The sequence below is a fragment of the Mesorhizobium prunaredense genome (genome assembly GCF_900156895.1).
GTDB lineage: Bacteria > Pseudomonadota > Alphaproteobacteria > Rhizobiales > Rhizobiaceae > Mesorhizobium > Mesorhizobium prunaredense.
In genome coordinates this window covers 130,177-152,017 of the sequence record NZ_FTPD01000023.1, presented here as the reverse complement: position 1 = coordinate 152,017, position 21,841 = coordinate 130,177, and the positions used below count along the sequence as shown (strand labels likewise).

The 21,841-nt window shown below is 62.3% G+C and carries 28 protein-coding genes; 10 read left to right on the top strand and 18 right to left on the bottom strand.

What is annotated here, in order from left to right; genetic code table 11:
* Positions 1 to 45 precede the first annotated feature (45 nt).
* Complete coding sequence (locus tag BQ8794_RS18370) at positions 46 to 906, top strand: AraC family transcriptional regulator (RefSeq protein ID WP_077379981.1); 861 nt, start codon at positions 46 to 48, stop codon at positions 904 to 906.
* A 106-nt stretch (positions 907 to 1,012) separates the two neighbouring features.
* Here the strand turns inward: BQ8794_RS18370 and BQ8794_RS18365 are convergent, their stop codons facing one another.
* The 6 genes from BQ8794_RS18365 to lgt all read right to left on the bottom strand — a co-directional run bounded on the left by BQ8794_RS18365 (position 1,013) and on the right by lgt (position 6,831).
* Positions 1,013 to 1,948, bottom strand: coding sequence for a ribose-phosphate pyrophosphokinase (locus tag BQ8794_RS18365; RefSeq protein WP_023799890.1), 936 nt, complete (start codon positions 1,946 to 1,948; stop codon positions 1,013 to 1,015).
* A 166-nt stretch (positions 1,949 to 2,114) separates the two neighbouring features.
* Positions 2,115 to 2,756: a hypothetical protein gene (locus BQ8794_RS18360; protein ID WP_077379978.1), complete on the bottom strand. Its 642-nt coding sequence runs from the start codon at positions 2,754 to 2,756 to the stop codon at positions 2,115 to 2,117.
* Positions 2,757 to 2,810: 54 nt separating this feature from the next.
* Positions 2,811 to 3,962, bottom strand: coding sequence for a M24 family metallopeptidase (locus BQ8794_RS18355; protein WP_077379976.1), 1,152 nt, complete (start codon positions 3,960 to 3,962; stop codon positions 2,811 to 2,813).
* Positions 3,962 to 4,756, bottom strand: a complete 795-nt coding sequence (gene pgeF / locus BQ8794_RS18350) for a peptidoglycan editing factor PgeF (protein WP_077380405.1) — start codon at positions 4,754 to 4,756, stop codon at positions 3,962 to 3,964. The genes BQ8794_RS18355 and pgeF overlap by 1 nt, the downstream gene beginning before the upstream one ends.
* A 135-nt stretch (positions 4,757 to 4,891) precedes the next feature.
* On the bottom strand, positions 4,892 to 5,980 hold the full coding sequence (locus BQ8794_RS18345) for a class I SAM-dependent methyltransferase (protein ID WP_077380404.1): 1,089 nt from the start codon (positions 5,978 to 5,980) through the stop codon (positions 4,892 to 4,894).
* Positions 5,977 to 6,831, bottom strand: a complete 855-nt coding sequence (gene lgt / locus BQ8794_RS18340; RefSeq protein ID WP_077379974.1) for a prolipoprotein diacylglyceryl transferase — start codon at positions 6,829 to 6,831, stop codon at positions 5,977 to 5,979. Before lgt ends, BQ8794_RS18345 begins: the two co-directional genes overlap by 4 nt.
* Positions 6,832 to 6,962: 131 nt before the next feature.
* Here lgt and BQ8794_RS18335 point away from each other — a divergent pair, with 131 nt between their 5' ends.
* The 3 genes from BQ8794_RS18335 to BQ8794_RS18325 all read left to right on the top strand — a co-directional run bounded on the left by BQ8794_RS18335 (position 6,963) and on the right by BQ8794_RS18325 (position 8,460).
* The gene (locus BQ8794_RS18335; protein WP_077380403.1) at positions 6,963 to 7,265 is read left to right on the top strand and encodes an accessory factor UbiK family protein; all 303 of its coding nucleotides are present in this window, start codon (positions 6,963 to 6,965) and stop codon (positions 7,263 to 7,265) included.
* A gap of 316 nt (positions 7,266 to 7,581) precedes the next feature.
* Positions 7,582 to 8,082 carry a type III secretion system chaperone family protein gene (locus BQ8794_RS18330; protein WP_077379972.1) on the top strand — a complete coding sequence of 167 codons (501 nt, stop codon included), beginning with the start codon at positions 7,582 to 7,584 and terminating at the stop codon, positions 8,080 to 8,082.
* 18 nt (positions 8,083 to 8,100) lie between these two features.
* Positions 8,101 to 8,460, top strand: coding sequence for a tRNA-binding protein (locus BQ8794_RS18325; RefSeq protein WP_077379970.1), 360 nt, complete (start codon positions 8,101 to 8,103; stop codon positions 8,458 to 8,460).
* Between the two features lie 129 nt (positions 8,461 to 8,589).
* Here the strand turns inward: BQ8794_RS18325 and BQ8794_RS18320 are convergent, their stop codons facing one another.
* The 4 genes from BQ8794_RS18320 to BQ8794_RS18305 all read right to left on the bottom strand — a co-directional run bounded on the left by BQ8794_RS18320 (position 8,590) and on the right by BQ8794_RS18305 (position 12,596).
* Positions 8,590 to 9,675 carry a glycosyltransferase family 4 protein gene (locus BQ8794_RS18320; RefSeq protein WP_077379968.1) on the bottom strand — a complete coding sequence of 362 codons (1,086 nt, stop codon included), beginning with the start codon at positions 9,673 to 9,675 and terminating at the stop codon, positions 8,590 to 8,592.
* Between the two features lie 216 nt (positions 9,676 to 9,891).
* Positions 9,892 to 11,304 (bottom strand): ATP-binding protein, encoded by a 1,413-nt coding sequence (locus tag BQ8794_RS18315; protein ID WP_077379966.1) that lies wholly within the window; start codon positions 11,302 to 11,304, stop codon positions 9,892 to 9,894.
* 52 nt (positions 11,305 to 11,356) lie between these two features.
* Positions 11,357 to 12,076, bottom strand: a complete 720-nt coding sequence (locus BQ8794_RS18310) for a response regulator (RefSeq protein WP_036261013.1) — start codon at positions 12,074 to 12,076, stop codon at positions 11,357 to 11,359.
* Complete coding sequence (locus BQ8794_RS18305) at positions 12,063 to 12,596, bottom strand: MarR family winged helix-turn-helix transcriptional regulator (protein WP_031255243.1); 534 nt, start codon at positions 12,594 to 12,596, stop codon at positions 12,063 to 12,065. Before BQ8794_RS18305 ends, BQ8794_RS18310 begins: the two co-directional genes overlap by 14 nt.
* Before the next feature lie 242 nt (positions 12,597 to 12,838).
* Between BQ8794_RS18305 and BQ8794_RS18300 the strand changes: the two genes are divergently transcribed.
* The 3 genes from BQ8794_RS18300 (at position 12,839) to BQ8794_RS18290 (ending at position 15,111) form a co-directional block, all read left to right on the top strand.
* The gene (locus tag BQ8794_RS18300) at positions 12,839 to 13,732 is read left to right on the top strand and encodes a branched-chain amino acid aminotransferase (RefSeq protein WP_077379962.1); all 894 of its coding nucleotides are present in this window, start codon (positions 12,839 to 12,841) and stop codon (positions 13,730 to 13,732) included.
* Positions 13,733 to 13,877: 145 nt separating this feature from the next.
* On the top strand, positions 13,878 to 14,195 hold the full coding sequence (locus tag BQ8794_RS18295; RefSeq protein ID WP_027151066.1) for a hypothetical protein: 318 nt from the start codon (positions 13,878 to 13,880) through the stop codon (positions 14,193 to 14,195).
* A gap of 274 nt (positions 14,196 to 14,469) precedes the next feature.
* Positions 14,470 to 15,111 carry an MBL fold metallo-hydrolase gene (locus BQ8794_RS18290; protein WP_077379960.1) on the top strand — a complete coding sequence of 214 codons (642 nt, stop codon included), beginning with the start codon at positions 14,470 to 14,472 and terminating at the stop codon, positions 15,109 to 15,111.
* A 115-nt stretch (positions 15,112 to 15,226) separates the two neighbouring features.
* Here the strand turns inward: BQ8794_RS18290 and BQ8794_RS18285 are convergent, their stop codons facing one another.
* The 3 genes from BQ8794_RS18285 to BQ8794_RS18275 all read right to left on the bottom strand — a co-directional run bounded on the left by BQ8794_RS18285 (position 15,227) and on the right by BQ8794_RS18275 (position 16,550).
* Positions 15,227 to 15,640 carry a BA14K family protein gene (locus tag BQ8794_RS18285; RefSeq protein WP_077380402.1) on the bottom strand — a complete coding sequence of 138 codons (414 nt, stop codon included), beginning with the start codon at positions 15,638 to 15,640 and terminating at the stop codon, positions 15,227 to 15,229.
* Positions 15,641 to 15,856: 216 nt separating this feature from the next.
* Positions 15,857 to 16,069 (bottom strand): cold-shock protein, encoded by a 213-nt coding sequence (locus BQ8794_RS18280; protein ID WP_006202521.1) that lies wholly within the window; start codon positions 16,067 to 16,069, stop codon positions 15,857 to 15,859.
* Positions 16,070 to 16,337: 268 nt separating this feature from the next.
* Positions 16,338 to 16,550: a cold-shock protein gene (locus tag BQ8794_RS18275; protein ID WP_023799871.1), complete on the bottom strand. Its 213-nt coding sequence runs from the start codon at positions 16,548 to 16,550 to the stop codon at positions 16,338 to 16,340.
* 522 nt (positions 16,551 to 17,072) lie between these two features.
* Between BQ8794_RS18275 and BQ8794_RS18270 the strand changes: the two genes are divergently transcribed.
* The gene (locus BQ8794_RS18270; RefSeq protein ID WP_077379958.1) at positions 17,073 to 17,474 is read left to right on the top strand and encodes a Kazal-type serine protease inhibitor family protein; all 402 of its coding nucleotides are present in this window, start codon (positions 17,073 to 17,075) and stop codon (positions 17,472 to 17,474) included.
* A 228-nt stretch (positions 17,475 to 17,702) separates the two neighbouring features.
* Here BQ8794_RS18270 and BQ8794_RS35685 read toward each other — a convergent pair whose 3' ends face one another.
* From BQ8794_RS35685 to BQ8794_RS18260, 3 genes are read right to left on the bottom strand one after another with little or no spacing between them, the layout of a single operon-like run.
* Positions 17,703 to 17,840, bottom strand: a complete 138-nt coding sequence (locus BQ8794_RS35685; protein ID WP_167378784.1) for a hypothetical protein — start codon at positions 17,838 to 17,840, stop codon at positions 17,703 to 17,705.
* A 49-nt stretch (positions 17,841 to 17,889) separates the two neighbouring features.
* Positions 17,890 to 18,138, bottom strand: a complete 249-nt coding sequence (locus tag BQ8794_RS18265; RefSeq protein ID WP_077379956.1) for a hypothetical protein — start codon at positions 18,136 to 18,138, stop codon at positions 17,890 to 17,892.
* Entirely contained in the window at positions 18,135 to 18,401 is a 267-nt protein-coding gene (locus BQ8794_RS18260; RefSeq protein ID WP_077379954.1) for a hypothetical protein, read from the bottom strand. The genes BQ8794_RS18265 and BQ8794_RS18260 overlap by 4 nt, the downstream gene beginning before the upstream one ends.
* A gap of 372 nt (positions 18,402 to 18,773) precedes the next feature.
* Here BQ8794_RS18260 and BQ8794_RS18255 point away from each other — a divergent pair, with 372 nt between their 5' ends.
* Both BQ8794_RS18255 and BQ8794_RS18250 read left to right on the top strand, forming a co-directional pair.
* Positions 18,774 to 18,968 (top strand): hypothetical protein, encoded by a 195-nt coding sequence (locus BQ8794_RS18255; protein WP_077379952.1) that lies wholly within the window; start codon positions 18,774 to 18,776, stop codon positions 18,966 to 18,968.
* A 195-nt stretch (positions 18,969 to 19,163) separates the two neighbouring features.
* The gene (locus BQ8794_RS18250; RefSeq protein ID WP_077379950.1) at positions 19,164 to 20,798 is read left to right on the top strand and encodes a tetratricopeptide repeat-containing sulfotransferase family protein; all 1,635 of its coding nucleotides are present in this window, start codon (positions 19,164 to 19,166) and stop codon (positions 20,796 to 20,798) included.
* 12 nt (positions 20,799 to 20,810) lie between these two features.
* Here BQ8794_RS18250 and BQ8794_RS18245 read toward each other — a convergent pair whose 3' ends face one another.
* Positions 20,811 to 21,164, bottom strand: a complete 354-nt coding sequence (locus BQ8794_RS18245) for a DUF1428 domain-containing protein (protein WP_077379948.1) — start codon at positions 21,162 to 21,164, stop codon at positions 20,811 to 20,813.
* A gap of 59 nt (positions 21,165 to 21,223) precedes the next feature.
* The gene (locus BQ8794_RS18240; protein WP_077380401.1) at positions 21,224 to 21,652 is read right to left on the bottom strand and encodes a VOC family protein; all 429 of its coding nucleotides are present in this window, start codon (positions 21,650 to 21,652) and stop codon (positions 21,224 to 21,226) included.
* Between the last annotated feature and the right edge of the window lie 189 nt (positions 21,653 to 21,841).

Sequence of the window (21,841 nt, the reverse complement as noted above, 5' to 3'; positions counted from 1 at the left end):
CTTTCGTGGTTTGGTCCAATAGTTTCGCGAGTGGGCCAATACCCAATGCCGCATGGCACCAAAATCTTCAAAGCGGGCGACACCGATCTCGGCCAGTTCACCGATCCCGGGCTGTTGCGCCGCTGGCAATGGCTGGAGCAGGCTGTCGGGCCGGCGGTGGCCCTGCCGACCGAATTTCCCGACGGCTACCACGTGCCGCAGCACCGTCACAGCCGCAGTCAATTGCTGCATGCGCTTGTCGGCGTCGTGCTGGTGACGACGCGGCATGGGCGCTGGATGGTGCCGCCCGATCATGCGATGTGGATTCCTGCCGGCACCGAGCATTCCGTCGAGATGCTTGGCGACGTCAGCATGCGCTCGGTCTATGTGATGCCGGACGCCATTGCCGGGCTGCCGGATGGCTTACGCGTCGTCGGCATCACCGATCTGATGCACAGCCTGATCGTGGAATCGGAAAAGCTGCCGCAGGGCGCCGAGCTTGAGGGGCGCGGCGGGCTGATCATGAGCCTCCTGCTGCATGAAATCCCGAACCTGCCGGAACGGCCGCTCGGCCTGCCTTTTCCTTCAGATCCAAGGCTGGCGGCACTGTGCCGGCGCTTCGTCGCAGCACCCTCGCCGCACGCGACGATCGACGAATGGGCCGATATCGTCGGCATGAGCCGGCGTTCCTTCACCCGCGCCTTTCATCGCCAGACCGGATTGTCGTTGTCGACATGGCGCCAGCAGGCCTGCCTGTTCGCGGCCTTGCCGAGGCTGGCCGACGGCGAGCCGATCACAAGGGTAGCGCTCGATCTCGGCTATGACAGCGTGCCGGCCTTCATCACCATGTTCAAGCGCATGCTGGGAGCGTCGCCGCGCGGCTATATGCGCGGCTCAAGGGACAACATCAGGGTGTCGAACGGATAGCGCATGACCGCGAACCTTCGGTTCGGAAAGGATCATGCGCAAAATCAAGGTGCTACAGCGTCCTTTGCGCGTCTCTGGACGCGCGGCGCTGTATCGCGGGCAGATTTCAGTCGAACAGGCTCGACACCGACTCTTCGGTCGCCGTGCGCGAGATCGCCTCACCCATCAGGTCGGCGATGGAGACGACGCGGATGTTGCTGGCGTCGAGCACCGCCTGGGTCGGCTGGATGGAATCGGTGATGACCAGTTCCTGCAGCTTCGAGGCGCCGATGCGGGCGATGGCACCGCCGGACAAAACGCCATGGGTGGTATAGGCGGTGACGCTGGTGGCGCCGGCGGCAAGCAGCGCATCGGCCGCATTGCACAAGGTTCCGCCCGAATCGATGATGTCGTCGATCAGCAGGCAATCCTTGCCGCGCACGTCGCCGATGACGTTCATGACTTCCGATTCGCCAGGGCGCTCGCGACGCTTGTCGACAATGGCAAGCTGGGCATCGATGCGCTTGGCGAGCGCGCGGGCACGGACCACGCCGCCAACATCCGGCGACACGACCATGACATTGGCAAGCCGCTTGTATTTCGCCTTCACATCGCGGGCCATGACCGGCACCGAGAAGAGATTGTCGGTCGGGATGTCGAAAAAGCCCTGGATCTGGCCGGCGTGGAGATCCAGCGTCAAGACGCGATCGACCCCGGCCCGCGTGATCATGTTGGCGACCAGCTTGGCCGAAATCGGTGTGCGGCCCGAGGCGCGGCGGTCTTGCCTTGCATAGCCGAAATAGGGAATGACCGCCGTGATGCGCTTGGCCGACGAGCGCATGAAGGCATCGATCATGATGAGCAGTTCCATCAGGTGATCGTTGGTCGGGAACGAGGTGGACTGCAGGATGAAGACATCCTCGCCACGCACATTCTCCTGTATTTCGACGAAGATTTCCTGATCGGCGAAGCGCCTGACGCTGGCTTTGCCCAGCGGGATGTTGAGATAGCGGGCGACCGCTTCGGCCAGCACCCTGTTGGAATTGCCCGCGAAAAGCTTCATGCACCGTTCCTGGTGAAGGATGGAGACTCTGGCAGACTCTCTTGAGCCCCTTAGTCGGGGCTTTTAGCGGCCCGTGCCGGTATTGCAAGCGTCGTGATCGGAATCCGCCGGCTAATCTCAATAAACATCAACGGCGAGGAAAGCCGGCAACATGTCAGCCCGCCGGTCAGCCCGCTTGGCCGCCAAGCCATGTGGCAAACTGGTCGATCGTCTGGTCGGCGATCGCCTGCATGGTCTCCGGCGCGACCGCAGCCCAGCCTTCGCCATCATTGACCGAGGGCGCCTTCTGCTGGCCGTTGATGCGATGCAGCCGGTTGCCTGCCGGGTCATAGACGTCCCAGACATAGATGACGGTGGTATCCTTGCCTTCCGACATCGTCGAGAAATAGCCTTTCAGCACGTGCGTCGGGGTCTGTCCGGCGCTTCCTGCCAAGGTGATGCCGCGCTGCTTGGCTCGCGTCTGAAGCTGTGCGGTCAATGGTGTCGCGGCTTCCACCGAGGCGCCGACGATCGGCGCCACCTGCAGACGGGTGCGTGCGATGACGGCGGCGCTCTTTGCCGGCAGCTCGGTTGCGGGCTGTGCCGTCGCGGAAGGCTGTGTTGTCGCGGAAGGCTGGGCCGTGGCGGACGGCTGGGTGGTGGTTGCAGGTGCAGTGGGCGTTGCAGCCGTGCCGCTTCCGGGCGTTGGCACGGCCTGCGTCGACTGCGGGGCGATGGCCGAGGGTTCGAGAACGTCCTTCGCGTTGGTGCAGGCGGCCAGTATCAGCGCCGCGAGCAATGACACGGTCGTCGCATGCGATCGCCTCATTTGCCTCAAAACTCCCTGGCGATGAACGCCTCTTGCATTCTTACCATTATGGATTCATTGCACAATCAAGTCGAGATCATGGCGGGACAGCGGCTTCGGCTGCGATTCAGTCGTCAGATAGGTGCGGCCAAGCGTCATTGCCGTCTCGGTTTCGGAGTCCATGATGATCATGTGGGCGAACAGCGTCATGTTTGGCGCGATCGGTTCGGGATTGCCCTGATAGAACATCGGCATGTCCATCCATGATGGGGTGAAGCGGGCGCCGAGCGAATAGCCGCAGGCGTTGAGCCGGTGCTTGGTCAAATTGTGGGTTTCGAGCGTGCGGGCATGCGCGTCGAACACGTCGCCGAAGGTATTTCCGGGCGTCATCGTCTTTTCGACCGCCAGAAGTGCGGCGCGCGCAGCATCGAACAGTTCCTGGTGACGTTTCGACACCTTGCCGGTCAGCACCGTGCGCATCATCGCCGCATGGTAATGATGGAAGACGCCGGCCCATTCGAGCGTCAGCTGGTCGTTCTTGCTCAGCTTGCGGCGGCCAGCCTTGTAACGGCAAAGCAGTGCGTCCACGCCAGAGCCGATGATGAACTCGTTGGCCGGATAGTCGCCGCCGCCGGCAAAGATCGCGCCCTGCATGGCGGCGAGGATCAAGGCTTCGTCGCCACCCTGCTTGATCAGCGGCAGGGCCGCGTCCAGAGCGTCGTCGGCGAGATTTGCGGCCTTTTCCACCTTGGCGATCTCGGCCGGGCTCTTGAACAGGCGCAGCCGGCTGACGATGCCGGACGCGTCGGCGATCTGGCCAAAGGTCTGCAATTGCTCGTCCAGGCGCCGGCCATTGTAGGCGGTCAGGCCGTGGGTGTCGTATTCGACACCGATGCGGGCGCCGAGCAGGTCGAGGTCGTTGAGCAAATTGCGCAGGTCGATCGCCGGATTGGCACCGTCGCGATCGGTCCACAGCACGATGTTGTCGATGATCGAGGTGTGGCGCGCCTGGCGCAGATCGGCCGAGCGCGTGAGCAGGATCATCGAGCCGTCCGCCTTCACCACAAGGCACTGGAAGAAGCAGAAGCCGAACGTATCGTAGCCGGTCAGCCAGTACATGCTCTCCTGCGCAAACAAAAGGACGGCATCGAGCTTCTTCTCGGCGATCTCGATCATCAGCCGATCGCGCCGCGCGTCAAATTCCGACCGTTCGAAATGCAGCGCCATTATTCTGTCTCCAAAACGATTGCCGAAATCTGCCGCCCGTAATCCGGCTCCTTGCGATGGGTGCTGCGCCGGTAGGAATAGAACAGATCCTCCTCGGCGTAGGTGCAGCGGCCGAGCCCATCGGCGGTGACGCCGGCGCGGGTCAGCCGATCGACCGTATAGCGGTTGAGGTCGAACATTGCATGTTCCGACTTCGTGGAGGGCGCGAAATAGCTGATATTGTCGGCATCGGCCTCGATGAAACGAGCGATGAATTCCGGGCCGACTTCATAGTTTTCCGGGCCGATGGACGGGCCGAGAACCGCAACGATGCGCTCGCGCCGGGCGCCGAGGCTTTCCATTGCCGCAATGGTGTTTTCCAGCACGCCTGACAAGGCGCCCTTCCAGCCGGCATGGGCTGCGCCGACGATTCGCGCCTCGGCATCGGCGAACAGCACCGGTCCGCAATCGGCCGTCGAGGCGCCCACCGCAATCCCCGGCCGGTCGGTGACGACGGCGTCGGCCTTCGGCCGCTCGCCGGGAAAAGGCTCCCTGGCGATGACGACGTCGGGCGAATGGATCTGGTGGGCGGTCAACAGATGACTTGATGGCACGCCCATCCAGTCGGCGACACGGCGGCGGTTCTCGGCGACCTGCGTCTGGTCGTCGCTCGAGCCGGTGCCGATGTTGAGGCCATGATAGATGCCGCTGGAGACGCCGCCGACGCGGGTGAAATAGCCGTGGCGAATGCCTTGCGCCCGCGCTTTCTCCAGCAAGGGCGACCGAACGGGATCCGGTTTGGTCTGATTCAGCATGGCTGCGTTGTTGTCCGTGAGAGCGATTTCGTCAAGCGACAGTCCAAAGATGACGACAGTCCAAAGATGACGACAGTCCAAAGATCGCGACAGATCGGCGACAGTCGGAAGAGTGGGAGAGGCGGCAGCGAAAAGTCAATCCGCCGTTGCAAAGGGCGGAACGGCGATGCCGGCAGGCAGGACGGCAAGCACCTTGAACAGGTCGCCCATGGCTTGCGGACCGGCGAGGCGTTCGACCTCGCCCGCAATCTTTTCGCGAGCCGCCTCATTGGCATTGGCGCCGAGTTGGCCGGCGCGTTCGAGAAGCCCCATTTCCACCAGGAATTCGCCTTGCGTGGAGAGATGGGCATCGAGGCCATGCGCCCGCACGATTGCGGCAAGGGCGGCGAAATCGACATGGGCGGTGAGATCGGCTTCGCCCGGATTGGCCAGCACATCTTCGTGATCGTGCTTGCGCAAGGCCTGCAGCGTGTCGCCGATCCCTGGCCGGAGATAGCCATAGTCGAGGAACAGGCCGGCGCCGCCGAGCCCGGCCAATCGCTCGGCGATGCTCGCCATCAGCGCGGCTCGGGCCGGCGCGACCTCGACGATCGCGCCCTGTGGCGCGTTTTCGGCATCGCCCGGCAACAGCGTTGGATCGACCGAGCCGGCGCCGGCGAAGACATGCAGTTCGTCGGCGCCATCAAGGCCGATCATCCGTTCGCGCCAGCCTGTTCCGGCGCGGACGAACTGGCGGATTGGCACCGCGTCGAACAATTCGTTGCCGACGATGAAAAGCGGGGTCTGCGGCAGCGTGTCGATGCTTTCGTGCCAGCCGATCGCGGCCGGCGTGGCGGCAAGCGTTTGCTTCTGGACATCGGCCAGCCGCGGGCTGGTCTCGATCAAGGCGAACGACGCACCGGCGGTCAGCGCCGGATCGAGCCGCGAAAGCGTGCGCAGCATGTCCTTCATCAGCGTGCCGCGGCCGGGGCCGATCTCGGCGATGGTGACCGGCATCGGCCGGCCGGTCGCCAGCCAGGCTTCGTAGAGCCAGACGGCGATCAACTCGCCGAACATCTGGCTGATCTCCGGTGCGGTGACGAAGTCGCCGGCAGCCCCGAACGGCTCGCGCGTCGTATAATAGCCGTCCAGCGGATCGAACAGGCAAAGCGCCATGTAGTGGTTGACGGGAATCGGCCCGGCCGCACCGATCAGCTCGACGATGCGGGTTTTCAGCCGTGTCATACCGGCTGCGATTGCGTAACCGGCTTTGCGGTCGCCATCGCCCATATGCCGGCCAGCAGCATCGGCAGCGACAGCACCATGCCCATCGTCAGCCAGCTGGTGCCGAGGAGGTAGCCGAGCTGCTGGTCGGGCTCGCGGAAGAATTCGACAAGGATGCGCGAGAGACCATAACCGGCGATGAAAGCGCCGCCGACGAAGCGCGGCGTCTTCAGCTTGAGCCTGGAATGGGTGAGGAAGCGCAGGACCAGGAATAGCACCAGGCCTTCGAGCAGCGCCTCGTAGAGCTGGCTCGGATGGCGCGCAAAGGGCCCGCCATTGGGGAATTCGACCGCCCATGGCACGTCGGTCGGCCGGCCCCAGAGTTCGGAGTTGATGAAATTCGCCATGCGGACGAGGCCAAGGCCGACCGGCACGCCGGCCGCCACCACATCGAACAGCGACCATGCGCGGATGCCGCGCGACCAGGAAAACAGCGTCATGGCGAGAATGACGCCGAGCAGCCCGCCATGGAAAGACATGCCGCCCTGCCAGACGGCAAGGATATCGAGCGGATGAGCGATGTAGCGCGGCAGGTCGTAAAACAGCACGTAGCCGACACGCCCGCCAAGCACCACGCCGATGGCCGCCCAGACGATGAAGTCGTCGAGATCCTCGGGCTTCATGGGCACGGTGCCGTCGGGCCAGAGCCTTGCATTGGTGACGAGCCGCTTGGCATACCACCAGGCGAAGAGAATGCCGACGATGTAGCCGACGCCATACCAATGCACCGCCAGCGGTCCGATCTGGACGATGACCGGGTCGATGTTGGGGAAGGGCAGGGCGGCCAGCGGCAGCATAAGATACTCGCTCAACAGGATCTCCCGGTTGCGATCACGTTCGGGCGCGGACCATGCGGCAGGGTTTTGACGGGGTCAAGGCGACGTGGATGCTTGCATTCCGCGTCGCGCGCCACTACGTCAAATCGAGCAAGCGAGGATTTGCCATGTCGACCGGACCGAACCGCATTCTCGATGAATTCGCCAAGCTGATGACCGACGCTGCGGGTGCCGCGCAAGGCGTGCGCCGCGAAGTGGAAACCGCCTTCAAAGGGCAGGCCGAGCGTGTTCTCAACTCGATGGACCTGGTGCAGCGCGAAGAATTCGAGGCCGCCCGCGACATGGCGGTAAAAGCCAGGGAAGAAAACACCCGTCTCGCGACGCGCGTCGAAGCGCTCGAGGCGAAGCTCGCCGAATTGACCGGGCAGGCCACGCCTGCGGCTGCGGCAAAGCCCAGACCAAAAAAATAATCGCTAAACTTTTCCACAAAGCACAATCGCAAAAAGCGCTTTGTCGTGAATCGCTTACCGGCATTGCGTGAATCTTTGTGACAGCGGCTTTCCACATGCGAATGACGCAGTGCGAAAAATTGGGCTGGTCACGCGACTCCCGATCAATAGACTGAATTTGTTGCATGATTCGGAGCAGGATCATGCGCCGGGCGGTGGGGTCCGGTCTGGGGTCTTTGTGTTGACGAAGTCCCGGCCGTCCGAGTTCTAGACAAAATTGTTCGCTGTGTGTGCCCCGCGGAGCGTGAGGCGCTCCCCTGAACGACAGGAAGCATTCATGGAACTTCTCGAACTCGAATTCTCGCGCGAAATCCATCCGGTGGATGTTATCGAGCAGGTGGCGCACAACAACGACTGGTCCTTCGAACGGGCCGGCGACGACGAGATTTCGATTTCGGTTGCCGGAAGCTGGACCGACTACCACGTCTCATTTTCCTGGATGGAGGATTTCGAGGCGCTGCACCTAGCCTGCGCTTTCGACGTCAAGGTGCCGGAGGCGCGCGCGCTCGAAGTGATGCGGCTGCTTTCGCTGATCAACGAGCAGATGCTGTTCGGCCATTTCGACCTTTGGGAGCAGGAAGGCGCGATCATGTTCCGCCAGTCGCTGCTGCTCGCCGGCGGGGTCGAGCCGTCGAGCCAGCAGGTCGAGGTGCTGCTATCGTCGGCGCTGGAAGCCTGTGAATGCTACTTCCAGGCGTTCCAGTTCGTCGTCTGGTCGGGAACTTCGGCCAAGGATGCGCTGGCCGGCGTCCTGTTCGAGACCTACGGAAACGCCTGAGCCAGGTCCTGACCCTCCATGAGTTCGAGCAGCCAGCGCAAGCCCGAGATCAGCTTCGCCGATTTCGACCGTGTCGACATTCGCGCCGGCACGATCGTCGAGGCTGAGCCGTTTCCGCAGGCGCGCAAGCCGTCGATCAAGCTGAAGATCGATTTCGGCGCTGAGATCGGGGTCAAGAAATCGTCGGCGCAGATCACCAAATACTATGCGCCCGAGACGCTGATCGGTCGGCAGGTGTTCGCCGTGGTCAATTTTCCGCCGCGGCAGATCGGCCCCTTCATGTCGGAAGTGCTGACGCTTGGCTTTCCCGACGAAGAGGGTGCGGTCGTCCTCGGTGCGATCGAACGCAGGGTGCCTGACGGCGGCCGACTGTTCTAGCTTCGTCACACACGGGCGGAGCGGGAGCGAAGCCGACGCGCAGGCTTTCCTTGGCCGCTCCTGTGGAGCAAGTGCGGCCCGCCGCCGCCTCAACCCGACAAGTTCTTCACCGAAGGGGCCGCTCGCAGGTCACGGAATGGATCCTCGGGTCTGCGCGTCGGCTTTGTCGCCGCTTCGCCCGTGGATGACGAAAGGTGGTGTCAGTTTTCGCTGGGTGCCCAGCGCCTCTCCAACCGTTTCCAGGAACATTTCCGTGCAGGCTTTCCAGCTATAGCGCATTGCCCGTTGGCGCGCCTCGGCGCGGTCGACGTCGAGCGCGGCGAGCGCGGCCTCACGCAAATCGTTCGACACCGCTCCGCCGACGCCGTCGCCGACAATGTCGATTGGCCCGGTCACCGGATAGGCTGCGACCGGCGTGCCGCTGGCCAGCGCCTCGATGATGACATTGCCGAACGTGTCGGTGCGGCTGGGAAAGACGAAGACATCGGCAGAGGCGTAGATTTCGGCCAGTTCGTCGTTCGGGCGGTGGCCAAGGAAGTGGGCATCGGGGTATCTGGCCTTGAGCCTGGCCAACTCCGGCCCCTCGCCGACGACCACCTTGCTGCCAGGCAAATCCAGGTCGAGGAAGGCGGCCAGGTTCTTTTCGATCGCGACGCGGCCGACGCAGAGGAAGATCGGTCGTTTGAGCCCCAGATCCTTTTTCTTGTCCGGTCGGAAATGGTCGGTATCGACGCCGCGCGTCCATGGCCTGAGCTTGGTGAAGCCGCGCGCCGCCAGATCGTCCGCCAGCGATTGGGTGGCGACCAGCGTGCCTTGTCCGGAATTGTGGAAATCGCGAAGCCAGCGATAGGCCCAGGCTTCCGGTATAGGCAGCCGCGCGCTCAGATATTCCGGAAAGCGCGTGTGATAGCTTGTCGTGAACGGCCGGCCGGCCTTGCGGCAATAGCGCCGCGCCATGATGCCGAGCGGGCCCTCGGTGACGATATGGATATGATCGGCATTGCGCGCTTCGATCAGACGCGCGACGTGGCCTGGCGTCGTCAGCGCCAGCCGGATGTCGGGATAGGTCGGCAGCGGCAAGGTGCGAAAGATATTCGGGGTCAGGAAGTCCGTCTCGACGTCGAAGGATTTCAGGGTCTCCGAAAGCCGTTCCAGCGTATGGACAACGCCGTTGACTTGCGGGCGCCAGGCGTCGGTGACCATCAGGATGCGCATAGCAGGCCTTTGCTTGAAAGGTCGTCGGTTTCCTTGATGCGGGGCCGCAAGGCCGAATCAATCAGGATCACGCGCTTCATGCGCGCTCTTCAGCATGGTTTCATGACGGGCCGATGAAGGCATAGCCGATCGCCGTCTACAACCACCTGAAAGCACGATGCGTAAGTTCAAGTGTTAGAGCGTGCTTTGTGCGTCCAAGGACGCACGTCGTTCTAATCAGGCCGGAACCTTGATGACGGCGCGCAAGCCGCCGAGCGGGCTCTTGTCGAGCATGATGTCGCCGCCATGGCTGCGGGCAATGTCGCGTGCGATGGCAAGGCCAAGGCCGGTGCCGCTGGCGTCGAGGTTGCGGGCTTCGTCAAGCCGCACGAAAGGCTTGAACACGTGCTCGCGCTTTTCGGGCGGAATGCCCGGACCGTCGTCGTCGATGGTGACGAGCAGCGAGCCGCGGCCGTGGTTGGCGTTGATCTCAACCGTCTTGGCATAACGGAAGGCGTTGCCGACGACATTGGACAACAGCCGGGCAAAGGCGTGGGGCCGCACATGCACATTTGGATCGCCGGCGAGCGAGGTCGACAGTTTGCGCTTGCGCAGCGTGGCCTCCTCGCCGAGCTTGTCGAAATAGGCTTCAAGGTTGAAACGGCCGGCGTCTTCCGTTGCCTCGCCGCGGGCAAAGGCGAGATAGCCTTCCAGCATGGACTGCATGTCGTCGATGTCCTGGCCGAGCGCCTCGGTGTCGGCCTTGGTCCCGGTCAGCGCAAGCTGCAGCTTGAAACGGGTGAGGATGGTCCTCAAGTCGTGACTGACGCCGGTCAGCATGGCGGTGCGCTGTTCGAGCTGGCGTTCGATGCGTTCGCGCATCTGGATGAAGGCAAAGCCGGCGCGGCGAACCTCCTCGGCGCCGCGCGGACGAAAATCGAGCGGCATCGGCCGGCCCTTGCCGAAACTTTCAGCGGCCTCGGCCAGCGTCAGGATCGGCCGGATCTGGTTGCGCAGGAACGGGATGGCGATCATCAGCAGCACCAGCGAGGTGCCGACCATCCAGATCAGGAAAATGTGCGTGTTCGAGGCATAGGCCTGGCTGCGGCGCACGAAGGCGCGCAGCACCTTGCCCTCGAGTTGGACGCGGACCTCGATGATATTGGAATTGCCGACCGTATCGATCCAGAACGGACGGTTGATCTGATGGGTGATCTCGGACGAGAGAATTTCGTCGAGGATCGAGAAGAACGGCTTTGGACCTGGCGCCGGCAGCGGATCGGGCGGCAGCAAGTCGATCTTCAGCTGCATGCGATCCTGCGCGATGCGGATGATGTTGGCGTAGTCGGCGTCGTTCGGATAGGTCTCTACCAGGTCGACGATCGCCGCAATGTCGCGGACCGTGGCCTGCGACAGGCGCTGCGTCACGGTCTGCCAGTGGCGTTCCATGAAGACAAAGGCGAGGACCGATTGCAGCAGGATCATCGGCGCGATGACGATGATCAGCGAACGGGCATAGAGCCGCTTCGGCATGTAAAGCGAAACGAGGCGCCAGAACCGTTTCCAGGCGAGCGGCACCGCCTTCAACGCCCGCCTGGCGCGAGCGCTCAAGCCGCGATCTCCCGGCCGTTCCAGTTGCGTGGTCGCCATTCGCCCTTTTTGCTCATCTGCAGCCACTCGACAAGGGGCTGCGGGCGGCAGTCTATTCCACGCTGAGCCGATACCCAATACCGCGCACGGTCTGCAGCCAGACCGGATTGGACGGGTCGCGCTCGATCTTGCGGCGCAGCCTGTTGATCTGGACGTCGATGGTGCGCTCGCCGACTTCGGACTCGTCGCCGACAAGTTCATGACGCGGTATCGTTTCGCCGGCCCGGGCCGCGAAGATCGCCAGGATCTCCTGCTCGCGGTCGGTCAGCTTCAGAGCCTCGCCGCCGCGCTTGAGCTCCCGCCTGGCAATCTGGAACGTGTAAGGCCCGAAGACCAGCTGCTCGACCTTGGGCGTCGTTGCCGGACCGCCGCGGCGCAGAATGTTGTTGATGCGCAGGATCAACTCGCGGGGATCGAAAGGCTTCGGCAGGTAGTCGTCGGCGCCGGCCTCGAGCCCGGTGATCCGGCTGTCGGTCTCGGAGAGCGCGGTAAGCATCAGGATCGGCACGTTCTTGGTTGCCCGCAGCGCCTTGGCGAGATCGACGCCGGTTTCGCCCGGCATCATGATATCGAGCACGAGCAGATCGAAATCGAGGCCGGCGAGCTTGCGCCGCGCTTCGCCGGAATTTCCGGCAACGGTGACGCGAAAGCCGTTTTCGGTCAGATATTGTTTGAGAAGATTACGGATACGGGTATCGTCATCAATCACCAGCAGATGCGGCGCGTCGTCGTCCGGTGCTGCCGGTTGATCAACCCTTTCAATGGTCTCCATGGCTTTTCCCTGACGTTTTTGCGGGCACAATGTCGATCTGCGCCCTTAGTTCCGGATTGACCATCGCTTCCAGGAAGCGCTCGATCAAGGCGCGTTCGGTGGCTCCGGAATCTTCCAATGCAGCATGGATGCGGCGTGACTGTGGCCGTGCCAGCGCCAGCGCCAGGGCGCGGCCCTTGGCTGTCGGATAGAGCTCGCGCTGGCGGCGGTCGCGCGGACCCTGCAACTGGACGATGTGGTCGGTGTCGATCAGTTGCTTGAGCACGCGCGCCAGGCTCTGCTTGGTGATCTTCAGCACGTCGAGGAGTTCGGCGACCGTCAGGCCCGGCCTGCGATTGACGAAATGCAGAACCCGGTGATGGGCGCGGCCAAAGCCATAGTCGGACAGGATCTGGTCCGGATCGGAGGTAAAATCGCGATAGGCGAAGAAGAACAGTTCGATGATGGCAAAGTCGATGCCGTCCTCGTCGGTGATCGCCGTCCTGATCGGTTTTCCGGCTGGGTGGCTGCGATCCGTCATCATTTCTCCGTGCGAAAGGGAAATTATGTCAGTACTATTGACGTAATTTCCCTGCAATGGTAATTTTTGACAAGCTTTTCGGCGGATTGCGAACGAAAAGGCAAGGGAAAGCCGTTTTTCCGGAACTTCCTGTGTTTGCCAGATCTTATATATCCGCCTACGCTTCGAGAACCGGCCGCCCGATGCGGCTGACAAGAAACGCGCAACGATAATGTGCGGGCGGCCGCCCGCGGGAGGTTACCATGGCATCCGTTCCCTTTGACCAATTGGACGGCTTTATCTGGATGAACGGCGAGTTCGTCCAATGGGCCGACGCCAAGATCCACGTGCTGACCCATGGCCTGCACTACGCCAGCGCGGTGTTCGAGGGCGAACGCGCCTATGGCGGCGAGATTTTCAAGCTGACCGACCACAGCGAGCGCCTGCATGAATCGGCACGCCTGCTCGGCTTCAAGATTCCCTATTCGGTTGCCGAGATCGACGACGCCTGCCGCACGCTGTTGAAGAAGCAGGGTTTTCAGGATGCCTATGTCCGGCCGATCGCCTGGCGCGGCAGCGAACAGATGGGCGTCTCGGCGCAAAACAGCCGGATCAACTGCGCCATCGCCATCTGGCAGTGGCCGAGCTATTTCGATCCGGCACAGAAGCTGAAGGGCGTCCGCCTCGATCTGGCCGAATGGCGCCGCCCCGATCCGCGCACCGCGCCGTCGAAATCGAAGGCTGCCGGCCTCTACATGATCTGCACCATGTCCAAACATGCCGCCGAAGCCAAGGGCTATGCCGACGCCATGATGCTCGACTGGCGCGGCCAGGTTGCGGAAGCGACCGGCGCCAACATCTTCTTCGTCAAGGACGGCAAGATCCACACCCCCACCCCCGATTGCTTCCTCGACGGCATCACCCGCCGTACAGTCATTGGTCTTGCCAAGGATCGCGGCTTCGAGGTGATCGAGCGCACCATCATGCCGGAAGAGCTCGAAGGCTTCCAGCAGTGCTTCCTCACCGGGACGGCGGCCGAGGTGACGCCCGTTTCAGAGATCGGTCCATACCGATTCGAGGTGGGCGAAATCGCCAAGACTCTGATGAACGAATATTCTGCAGCCGTTCAACCCAAGCATGCGATTGCCGCAGAATAACAAAAGTCACAACTTTTTTAACAAGTAGGGGCGGTTTTCGGACTGCCCCTTTTATTTAAGCACTTCTGCATTTGACTTTCGTTCAGTTCGGCGTCTCATGATGCTGTCGGCCCGGGAGGCTGGCAGCTATGGAGGGACTGGTAATATGGACATGAACACGCTTCTTCAGATCATTGTTCAGGTGATTATGGGTGTCATTGGTGGCCAGGCGGTGGGCGCGGCGCTCAAGACAGCGGCAATGGGGCAGCTTACCAAAATCCTTGGCGGCGCGCTTGGCGGCGTCGGCGGTGCGGCCATCCTCGGCAGCCTGCTCGGCGGCGGCACGATCGATCCGGCCGCGGCCGCAGCGGCAACGGGCGGATTGGGCAGCGCGCTGAATGTGCAGAACATCCTCGGCGGTGCCGGTGGTGGCGCCATTCTGACGGCCATCATCGGCGCGGTCATGAATGCGACGAAGAAGTAAGCCAAATGCATGTCGCGCAAAAGCATGCCCCCCCGGCCTGACCCAGGGCTTGACCCGAGGTGCGCAGCGGTTTTGCGATAACGACATGCATAAAAACAATAACTTAAAGCGCGTCGCATGAATCCATTCAGCCGCGACGCGCCTTAGCGGTTTCGGGCTTTTGCGTGGGCGGCTTCGGCCGCCCATTTCATTTTGCGTTGTCGCGACAGCCGGATGCGGTGGACGACGTTCGCGTGTGTCTCTAAATCAGAAGCGACACAGCGAAAGGACGATCATGGGTCAGCTCAACGCCGGCATCGTGCCGGTCACGGCCTTCCAGCAAAACTGCACCATCCTCTTCGACATGGACGACAGGCAAGGCGTCGTCGTCGATCCCGGCGGCGACATCGACAAGGTGCTGGCAGCGCTCAAGGAGAATGCGATCAATGCCGGCGCGATCTGGATCACGCATGGTCACATCGACCACGCCGGCGGCGCCATGGAGCTGAAGGAGGCGCTCGGCATCGAGATCATCGGCCCGCATGAGGCCGACCGCCCGTTGCTTGCCAATCTCGAGAAGCAGGCGAAACACTACGGCATCACCGATCCTGTGCGCAACTGCGTGCCCGACCGCTTTCTCGGCGAAGGCGATACCGTCTCGTTCGGCCAGCACGCGTTCGAAGTCTTTCATTGCCCCGGCCACGCGCCCGGCCATGTCGTCTACTACAATCGTGCTGCGAAGTTCGCCCATGTCGGCGACGTGTTGTTCCGCGGCTCGGTCGGGCGCACCGACCTGCCGGGCGGCGACCACGCCGCGTTGATCGCCTCGATCAAGGACAAGCTTCTGCCGCTCGGCGACGACATCGGCTTCATCTGCGGCCATGGTCCCGGCGGCCGCTTCGGCGAGGAGCGCCGGAGCAATCCATTCCTGATTTAAAACGCGTCGTGGCTGAGGAGCCTTACGCGACGCGCGTCGGTCTCTTGCCTTTATGATGCCGACAACAAATAAGCGCTGGCCTTGCGGACAGCGCTTTTTTGGGGGCAGGGAAGCCTCAGTTCGCGGTACAGAAATGCTGTTCGCCGTCATAGCCGGTGAACGTGCCGGTGCGGGCGTTGAAAGAGCGATAGCGATCCGAACAATATTCATACCAGCCACGGGTCCATGGCTCGGCATAGCCGTCATTGTAGACGACCCGCGGTTCCGCGTAGTGGCGGCGCACCGGGGCGGGCCGTGGATAACGACCATAATCGTCATAGCCGGGGTCGTAATAGCTGGGCTGCGGGTTGTTGAGCGCACCAACGATCAGGGCGCCGGCCGCGAGGCCAAGGACGCCTGCCGCGATCGCATCGCCATTACCCCGGTGGTGCCGGTGGCGCCAGTCACCAGCGCTGGCCGCCGGCAAGGTCGCGAGCGTGGTTGCAACGATCGCGGCGGACAGGACGGCGGTCTTGAAAATTCGGTTCATCTCGGTCTTCTTCATGCCGGCCCGGGTAATCTGGGGGATGCGGTCCGGCTTTACCGAAGATTACTAGGCGACCGTGGCTGAACGCGGGCTGAACGAAATTAGCGGGCTGGGACCAGTCGATTTATCGATCAGGCATGGCGCAAGGCACAAATATCGTACGCTCAACAAGGAGCGGAGCTGCGCTAGCGGACCGCCCGACGCTGTCTCGAACTCGGCTCAGCCGATCGACAGGTTGACGGCTTTCGGACCCTTGCCGCGCTTGTCCGGCTCGGTGTCGAATGTTACCTTCTGCCCATCCTCAAGACCGGGAAGACCCGACGCCTGCACGGCCGAAATATGGACGAAGACATCCTTCGCGCCATCATCCGGCGTGATGAAGCCGAAGCCTTTGGCATGATTGAAGAATTTGACGGTGCCGGTCTGCGGCATGGGAAGCTCCTTTGATCCCATCAAGTCCAGTCTCGGGCCGGCAAATGCCCGAGTGGAAATTTGTCGTTTATTTTAGCGTCATCGGCAAGAGAAAGTTTTGCGAGCATTGGCTTGCCGCTCTGCCACGAAAAAAGGCGCGACGAAAACCGCCGCGCCTTCGAAAACTCGGGTCCGGCGCTGAAAGCCGGTTCAAGGCCTTGGAGGGGCCTCGGGCTCATTCCTGGCACCTCCGGCCTGGCACGTCCGGGCGGACATGCGCGCTGACGGTTCAGTCCGCGCGGAGATTGACCGCCTTCGGCCCCTTGCCCATGCGGTCGGGCTCGACATCGAACGTGACCTTCTGGCCATCGACGAGCGTGCGCAGGCCCGAAGCCTCGATCGCGGAGATGTGGACGAACACATCCTTGGCGCCGTCATCTGGCGTGATGAAGCCGAAGCCTTTGGTAGCGTTGAAGAATTTAACGGTGCCGGTCTGGGCCATTGGGGAAACTCCTTCACCCGTGTCAGTCTTTGTGGTTTGCCCGCCGCCTGACGCCGTGGGCAAGTCCCGGTGGTTGCTTCGGCAGTCATGCATTGGCGCATGATTAGAACCCCCGCCGAAAAACGGGGCCGTCAGAGATTCACAGTATCGGGGAAAGGTCGTCCAAAACGTTCCGCTCTCCGGGTCGCAAATGCCCGAACACAAAATTTATCGCACGGAAACGCGATGGTTGCAAGGTAGCGCCAACGGCCGCTCGTGGACGCATTCGCACACATGGCATCGACAAAGCGGGGGTGCTCGCCCGGTGGTCATAAGCCATAGCCCGGCCACGCATGGTCCAGCCGGCTGGGAGTCTGCAAACAGGGGTTGCATTCGGCGGGTGGAATGGCGAGGATCGGCGGGGGCGCATTTGCATTTTTTTGCGCATGCCGTCGTCCCAAACCGCCCGCACCCTCGGGTCGGAGCCCGTGGGCATGCTTTTGGGTGAAATGCATTGGAGCGGGGGCTCGAGGAGGTCTGGTGATGAAATTTCCTGCGGCAATCTTCTCGCGACAGGGTTTTGCGATCCTGTTGCTGTCGGCAGTTCTTGCAGCCTGTACCGCGGTGGTGGTGGAGGAGGACGGACCGGGGTACCGCCCGCCTCGGCCCGAGCCGCAATTTTGCACCAGACAATATGATCCGGTCTGCGCCCGGCGCGGTGGCGACCGCCAGACCTTCGCCAATGCCTGCCTTGCCGAGCGGGCCGGATATCGCATCATCAGCGGCGGCCAGTGCCGCGACGGTGGCGGTGATGGAGAGCAGACATTCTGCACGCGCGAATACCGCCCGGTCTGCGCCCGCCGCGGCAGCGGGTTGCGCACCTTCCCCAACGCCTGCGAGGCTCGCGCCGCCGACTATCGCATCGTCGACGACGGTCCCTGCTGAGAGGCTGGTTTCCTCCCCGTCTCCGGGCGGGGAGGGCTCATCCATCAATTGGGCGCAGCCGCGCAAGGGCAGCTGGCGGCTCTTGCCTCTACGCCGGCAGCTTCGCCTTGCGGCAATAGGCGATGAACTCGGCCCTAGCCAATCCTGACCATGGCTTCGAAATTATGTGATCTTTGATCCGATCCGCGCGGCGGCTGGATGAATGCAGGGCTGCTCATCCGTCCGCCGCTAGCCCTTGGATTTCGGTTTCAAACCGGCGTCCGCCTGCTTGACAGCCGAGCCGAAGGGCGAGGCCGGTTTTGCTGCCGTCTTGTCCTTCTTGGGCTTGCGTGTTTCGCGGTTGCTGCGCTGTTGACCCTTGGCCATTTCCTGGTCCTCGTGATTGGTGAACATGGTGGCGACGGTTGATGGGCGGCTAGCTGTTTGGATCGTCGGCCACTTCGAGATTGTCTTCCGTGGTGACCCGCTCATGGGTCTCCTCGTCGCTGCGGATGCGGTATTGCGGCGAGCCGTCCTTGACCGGCAGCTTGCTTTTGATCTGGAACAGTTCGGCGGTCTTCTGGACAAGGCCGGTGCGGCTCTTCATGCGAACGGTCTGGCCGATCGCGAAAAGATGCGCGGGCGTGTCGGTGCGCGGGCGCGCGTTCTGCTGGAAGCGGATCATGCGGCATTCTCCTGGTCGCGCCTCAGCGCGGTTTCGAGTTCGGCGAAGTCGATGGCGACCAATTGGCTGGTCTGGCTTTTCACCGTCCTTGCCGGCAGATGGATGAAAGTGGCGACACGGCGCCAGGCAAGCCACGAGATGCCATCGACAAGCTCCTCGTCGTGGTCGATGTCGTAGTCGCCGGGCGGCAATTGTCCGTCCAGGCCGCCAATCATGAAGGGTGCCTCGAAATGCACGATGGAATGGGTAGTTCGGCCAGACATTCTCGTGCCTCGAAGTGTCGTCCCGGCTTGGATCCGATAAGGTGGTGCCCGCTTCGCGGCACCGGGACTTAAGGTCGTGCGTCCCTGTTCGGCAATTTGGGTATCGGCGATCTGGAATGAGTTGGCGGGTCGAGAACTTCTGACGCCGCGAGATGCCAAGCTTGGCCCAAAAAACGATCTCAATTCATTAATCCAAAATTGCGGTTTATTCAAGAAGATTCCCGCCTGGTGTCGATCTTTTCGCGAAATTACTTTTCTAGGGCTATTTGTAAAATGGTGATACGGTCCGAAAACTTCACAATAATTGTTTGAGATTGTGCCGGAAAAATTCATCCCGGCATCGATTTTTATTTAGATCTGAAAGGAAAAACCATGGTTTCCGTGAAAACACCTGATGGTTCGGCCGTAACAATCAAGCCGATTGTCAAGCAGGTCGCCGGGCCTGCGAAAGTCATGTCGGCACGGCTGACGATACGAAGTGACGAGGCAGCAAGGCGCAAGATCGCCGATACCGACGGCACGCTGCGAAGGGCCAGACAGGTTGCGGAGACCAACCGCCTGATCTGACATGGCCGGGCCCTGAACCCAGGATTTCCGATAAGCTGGCCTGCGAACCCTTGAACCTGCCGCGCCGATGGCCTAGATCGCGGCAGGCGGACAAAACACGGCAGGTTTCCCATCAACAGAGATCCGAGAAGACCGGCAGGCGCGGGCGGCAATTTCGGCTCAGGCGGACAGCCGCCGCTGGGGCTCGACCAGCGCGTGCAGCAGGCACTGCAATTGCATCAGGCGGGGCGCCGGCAGGAAGCCGAGATGCTCTACCGGCAGGTGCTGGCGCAAAAGGCCAATCATGCGGCGGCAGCACATTTCCTCGGTTTGCTGCTGCACCAGACCGGGCGCAGCGCCGAAGGACTTGATCTGCTCGAACAGTCGGTGCGCCTGCAACCCAAGAATCCAGATTTCCTCAACAATCTCGGCACGGTGATGCGCGACCTCGGCCGTGTCGGTGCAGCCGTCGATTTCTTCCGTGGCGCGGTGGCAATCCGGCCGGACCAACTCGCGGCGCACGACAATCTCGGCTCCTCGCTGAAGCAACTCGGCCAGTTCGAGGGCGCGGAGGAGATTTATCGCGGCACCATCGGCCGCAACCCGTTCCATGTCCGCGCCCGCATCGGGCTTGCCGAAACGCTGCAGGAGGCAGGGCGGCTGGAGGAGGCGCTCGCCGTCTTCCGCGAAGCATTGGCAATTCGGCCGAAGGACGCCGACCTGCTGCACGGTCTCGGCGTCGGGCTGATGGAAAAGGGCAACCTCGCAGAGGCAGCGGAGCATTTCCGGCAGGCGCTGGCGGTCGATCCCGGCATGGCCAGGGCCTGGCTGATGCTCACCCAGGTCAAGCGCCAGCAGGAGCGCGACGCCGAGCTTGCCGGGATGGAGGCGCAGCACGCCAAGGCGCCGGAAGGCAGCCTGGCGCGCATGCAGCTTTCGTTCGGCCTCGGCAAGGCCAATGACGATCTGAAGGATTATGGCCGTGCCTTCGATTATTTCGCCGAAGGCAATGCCATCCGCCGCACGGGCATCGACTATGATGCGGGCAAGACACGCGCCGAATTCGAAACGATGAAGGCGGTGTTCGACAAGGCCTTCTTCGACAAGCACAGACCGAGCGGGATTGCCGACGCCACGCCGATCTTCGTCGTCGGCATGCCGCGCTCCGGCACCACGCTGGTCGAGCAGATCATCGCCAGCCATCCGCAGGTCTATGGCGCGGGCGAACTCGGCATATTGAAGACGGCGGTAGGAAAACAGTTTCCGCCTGGTATGAAGGGCGGTTTCCCCAGCGGGATCGTCGACATGCCCGACAAGGCCTTTGCCGAGGCAGGCCAGGCCTATCTAGACCTGCTGCACGCCCGCTATCCGGGTTTCCGGCATGTCACCGACAAGATGCCCGGCAATTTCCTTTTGGTCGGCTTCATCCATCTGATGCTGCCCAAGGCCAAGATCATCCATTGCGCGCGCGACGCGGCGGCGACCTGCCTGTCGATCTACAAGGTGCATTTCCGCGGCGACAGCCACCGCTACGGCTACGATCTCGGCGAGCTCGCCGATTTTCACAATCTCTACACCGACATCATGGCGCATTGGCGCACCGTTTTGCCTGATGTCGTGCATGATGTGCGCTACGAGGATTTCGTCGCCGAGCAGGAAGGGCAGACGCGGTCGCTGATAGCCCATCTCGGCCTGCCATGGGACGATGCAGTGCTGTCGTTCCACGAAACCGACCGGCCGGTGCGCACGGCGTCGGCGGCGCAGGTGCGCCAGCCGATGTACCAGGGCTCGGTCGATCTGTGGAAACGCTATGGCGACCGGCTCAAGCCGCTGCTCGACCGGCTGGCGTAATGCGTTGCGGGCCTACAGCTCGACGAAGGGCTGAAAGCCGCCGAAGATCATGCGCTTGCCGTCGAACGGCATCGCCGACCAGTCGGATTTCAAGCGTGGGTCGGCCATCACCTTGGCCATGACCGCATCGCGGCTCTGCCGCGATTCATAGACGGCCCATGAGAAGACGACGACTTCGTCGTCCTTGGCCTGCACGGCGCGCGGGAACGAGGTGACCTCGCCATAGGGCACGTCGTCGCCCAGGCATTCGACAAAGGCGAGCGCGCCATGCTCCTTCCAGACGGCGCCGGCTGTTTCCGCCAGCTCCTTGTAGGCGTCGAGATTTGCCTTGGGCACGGCAAGTACGAAACCATCGACATAGGACATTTTGTTTCTCCTTGTTGGATTTTTCCTTCTCCCACAACAAGGGGAGAGGGAAGAAGGCGCTAGGCGGCCTTCACGGGCGCGTTCATTGCCCACTCGACACCGAACGGATCGCGCATGTTACCCCAGCGATCACCCCAGAACATCACTTGCAAAGGCATCACTTCCTGGCAACCAGCATCGATGGCGCGCTGCCACCAGGCGTCGATGTCGTCGCTGCCGAGATGCAGCTGCATGGTGAAGCCCTGCGGCTTCACCGGGGCCATTCCGTGCTCGGGATAGAAGTCGGAAATCATCAAGGTCGAACCGTTGATGTGGAGATGGATGTGCATCGTCCGGCCCTGCTCGTCCGGCGGATAGAAGAAGACCTGCTCGGCGCCGAAGGCCTTCTTATAGAATTCCGAAGCCTTGAAGGCGCCGTCCAGCTGAAGGTAGGGCGTCAATCCGCCGAGGACTTTCGCTGCAGGCTGGGTTTGGGGCTGGTCGTTCATCTTTTTGCTCCTCTCTGCGTTTGGTTTGACCTTGCGGACCACAGGACGAATGAAGCGGCGGCGATCCTACACGTCAGATGCATTTTTTTAATGACGGGACCAGATGCGCCGGGCCATCGGCGGTTGGAGTGACCTTGGGCGACGCGCAAGGCTGATGACGGCGCCGCGGCCGGTTGGTCTCTTCAATTT

Bases quoted from the DNA above. Each gene is read 5' to 3' on its own strand.
- BQ8794_RS18370 (WP_077379981.1), top strand. From the start codon at position 46: ATGCCGCATGGCACCAAAATCTTCAAAGCGGGCGACACCGATCTCGGC.
- BQ8794_RS18365 (WP_023799890.1), bottom strand. From the start codon at position 1,948: ATGAAGCTTTTCGCGGGCAATTCCAACAGGGTGCTGGCCGAAGCGGTC.
- BQ8794_RS18360 (WP_077379978.1), bottom strand. From the start codon at position 2,756: ATGAGGCGATCGCATGCGACGACCGTGTCATTGCTCGCGGCGCTGATA.
- BQ8794_RS18355 (WP_077379976.1), bottom strand. From the start codon at position 3,962: ATGGCGCTGCATTTCGAACGGTCGGAATTTGACGCGCGGCGCGATCGG.
- pgeF (WP_077380405.1), bottom strand. From the start codon at position 4,756: ATGCTGAATCAGACCAAACCGGATCCCGTTCGGTCGCCCTTGCTGGAG.
- BQ8794_RS18345 (WP_077380404.1), bottom strand. From the start codon at position 5,980: ATGACACGGCTGAAAACCCGCATCGTCGAGCTGATCGGTGCGGCCGGG.
- BQ8794_RS18335 (WP_077380403.1), top strand. From the start codon at position 6,963: ATGTCGACCGGACCGAACCGCATTCTCGATGAATTCGCCAAGCTGATG.
- BQ8794_RS18330 (WP_077379972.1), top strand. From the start codon at position 7,582: ATGGAACTTCTCGAACTCGAATTCTCGCGCGAAATCCATCCGGTGGAT.
- BQ8794_RS18325 (WP_077379970.1), top strand. From the start codon at position 8,101: ATGAGTTCGAGCAGCCAGCGCAAGCCCGAGATCAGCTTCGCCGATTTC.
- BQ8794_RS18320 (WP_077379968.1), bottom strand. From the start codon at position 9,675: ATGCGCATCCTGATGGTCACCGACGCCTGGCGCCCGCAAGTCAACGGC.
- BQ8794_RS18315 (WP_077379966.1), bottom strand. From the start codon at position 11,304: ATGGCGACCACGCAACTGGAACGGCCGGGAGATCGCGGCTTGAGCGCT.
- BQ8794_RS18310 (WP_036261013.1), bottom strand. From the start codon at position 12,076: ATGGAGACCATTGAAAGGGTTGATCAACCGGCAGCACCGGACGACGAC.
- BQ8794_RS18305 (WP_031255243.1), bottom strand. From the start codon at position 12,596: ATGACGGATCGCAGCCACCCAGCCGGAAAACCGATCAGGACGGCGATC.
- BQ8794_RS18300 (WP_077379962.1), top strand. From the start codon at position 12,839: ATGGCATCCGTTCCCTTTGACCAATTGGACGGCTTTATCTGGATGAAC.
- BQ8794_RS18295 (WP_027151066.1), top strand. From the start codon at position 13,878: ATGGACATGAACACGCTTCTTCAGATCATTGTTCAGGTGATTATGGGT.
- BQ8794_RS18290 (WP_077379960.1), top strand. From the start codon at position 14,470: ATGGGTCAGCTCAACGCCGGCATCGTGCCGGTCACGGCCTTCCAGCAA.
- BQ8794_RS18285 (WP_077380402.1), bottom strand. From the start codon at position 15,640: ATGAACCGAATTTTCAAGACCGCCGTCCTGTCCGCCGCGATCGTTGCA.
- BQ8794_RS18280 (WP_006202521.1), bottom strand. From the start codon at position 16,069: ATGCCGCAGACCGGCACCGTCAAATTCTTCAATCATGCCAAAGGCTTC.
- BQ8794_RS18275 (WP_023799871.1), bottom strand. From the start codon at position 16,550: ATGGCCCAGACCGGCACCGTTAAATTCTTCAACGCTACCAAAGGCTTC.
- BQ8794_RS18270 (WP_077379958.1), top strand. From the start codon at position 17,073: ATGAAATTTCCTGCGGCAATCTTCTCGCGACAGGGTTTTGCGATCCTG.
- BQ8794_RS35685 (WP_167378784.1), bottom strand. From the start codon at position 17,840: ATGGCCAAGGGTCAACAGCGCAGCAACCGCGAAACACGCAAGCCCAAG.
- BQ8794_RS18265 (WP_077379956.1), bottom strand. From the start codon at position 18,138: ATGATCCGCTTCCAGCAGAACGCGCGCCCGCGCACCGACACGCCCGCG.
- BQ8794_RS18260 (WP_077379954.1), bottom strand. From the start codon at position 18,401: ATGTCTGGCCGAACTACCCATTCCATCGTGCATTTCGAGGCACCCTTC.
- BQ8794_RS18255 (WP_077379952.1), top strand. From the start codon at position 18,774: ATGGTTTCCGTGAAAACACCTGATGGTTCGGCCGTAACAATCAAGCCG.
- BQ8794_RS18245 (WP_077379948.1), bottom strand. From the start codon at position 21,164: ATGTCCTATGTCGATGGTTTCGTACTTGCCGTGCCCAAGGCAAATCTC.
- BQ8794_RS18240 (WP_077380401.1), bottom strand. From the start codon at position 21,652: ATGAACGACCAGCCCCAAACCCAGCCTGCAGCGAAAGTCCTCGGCGGA.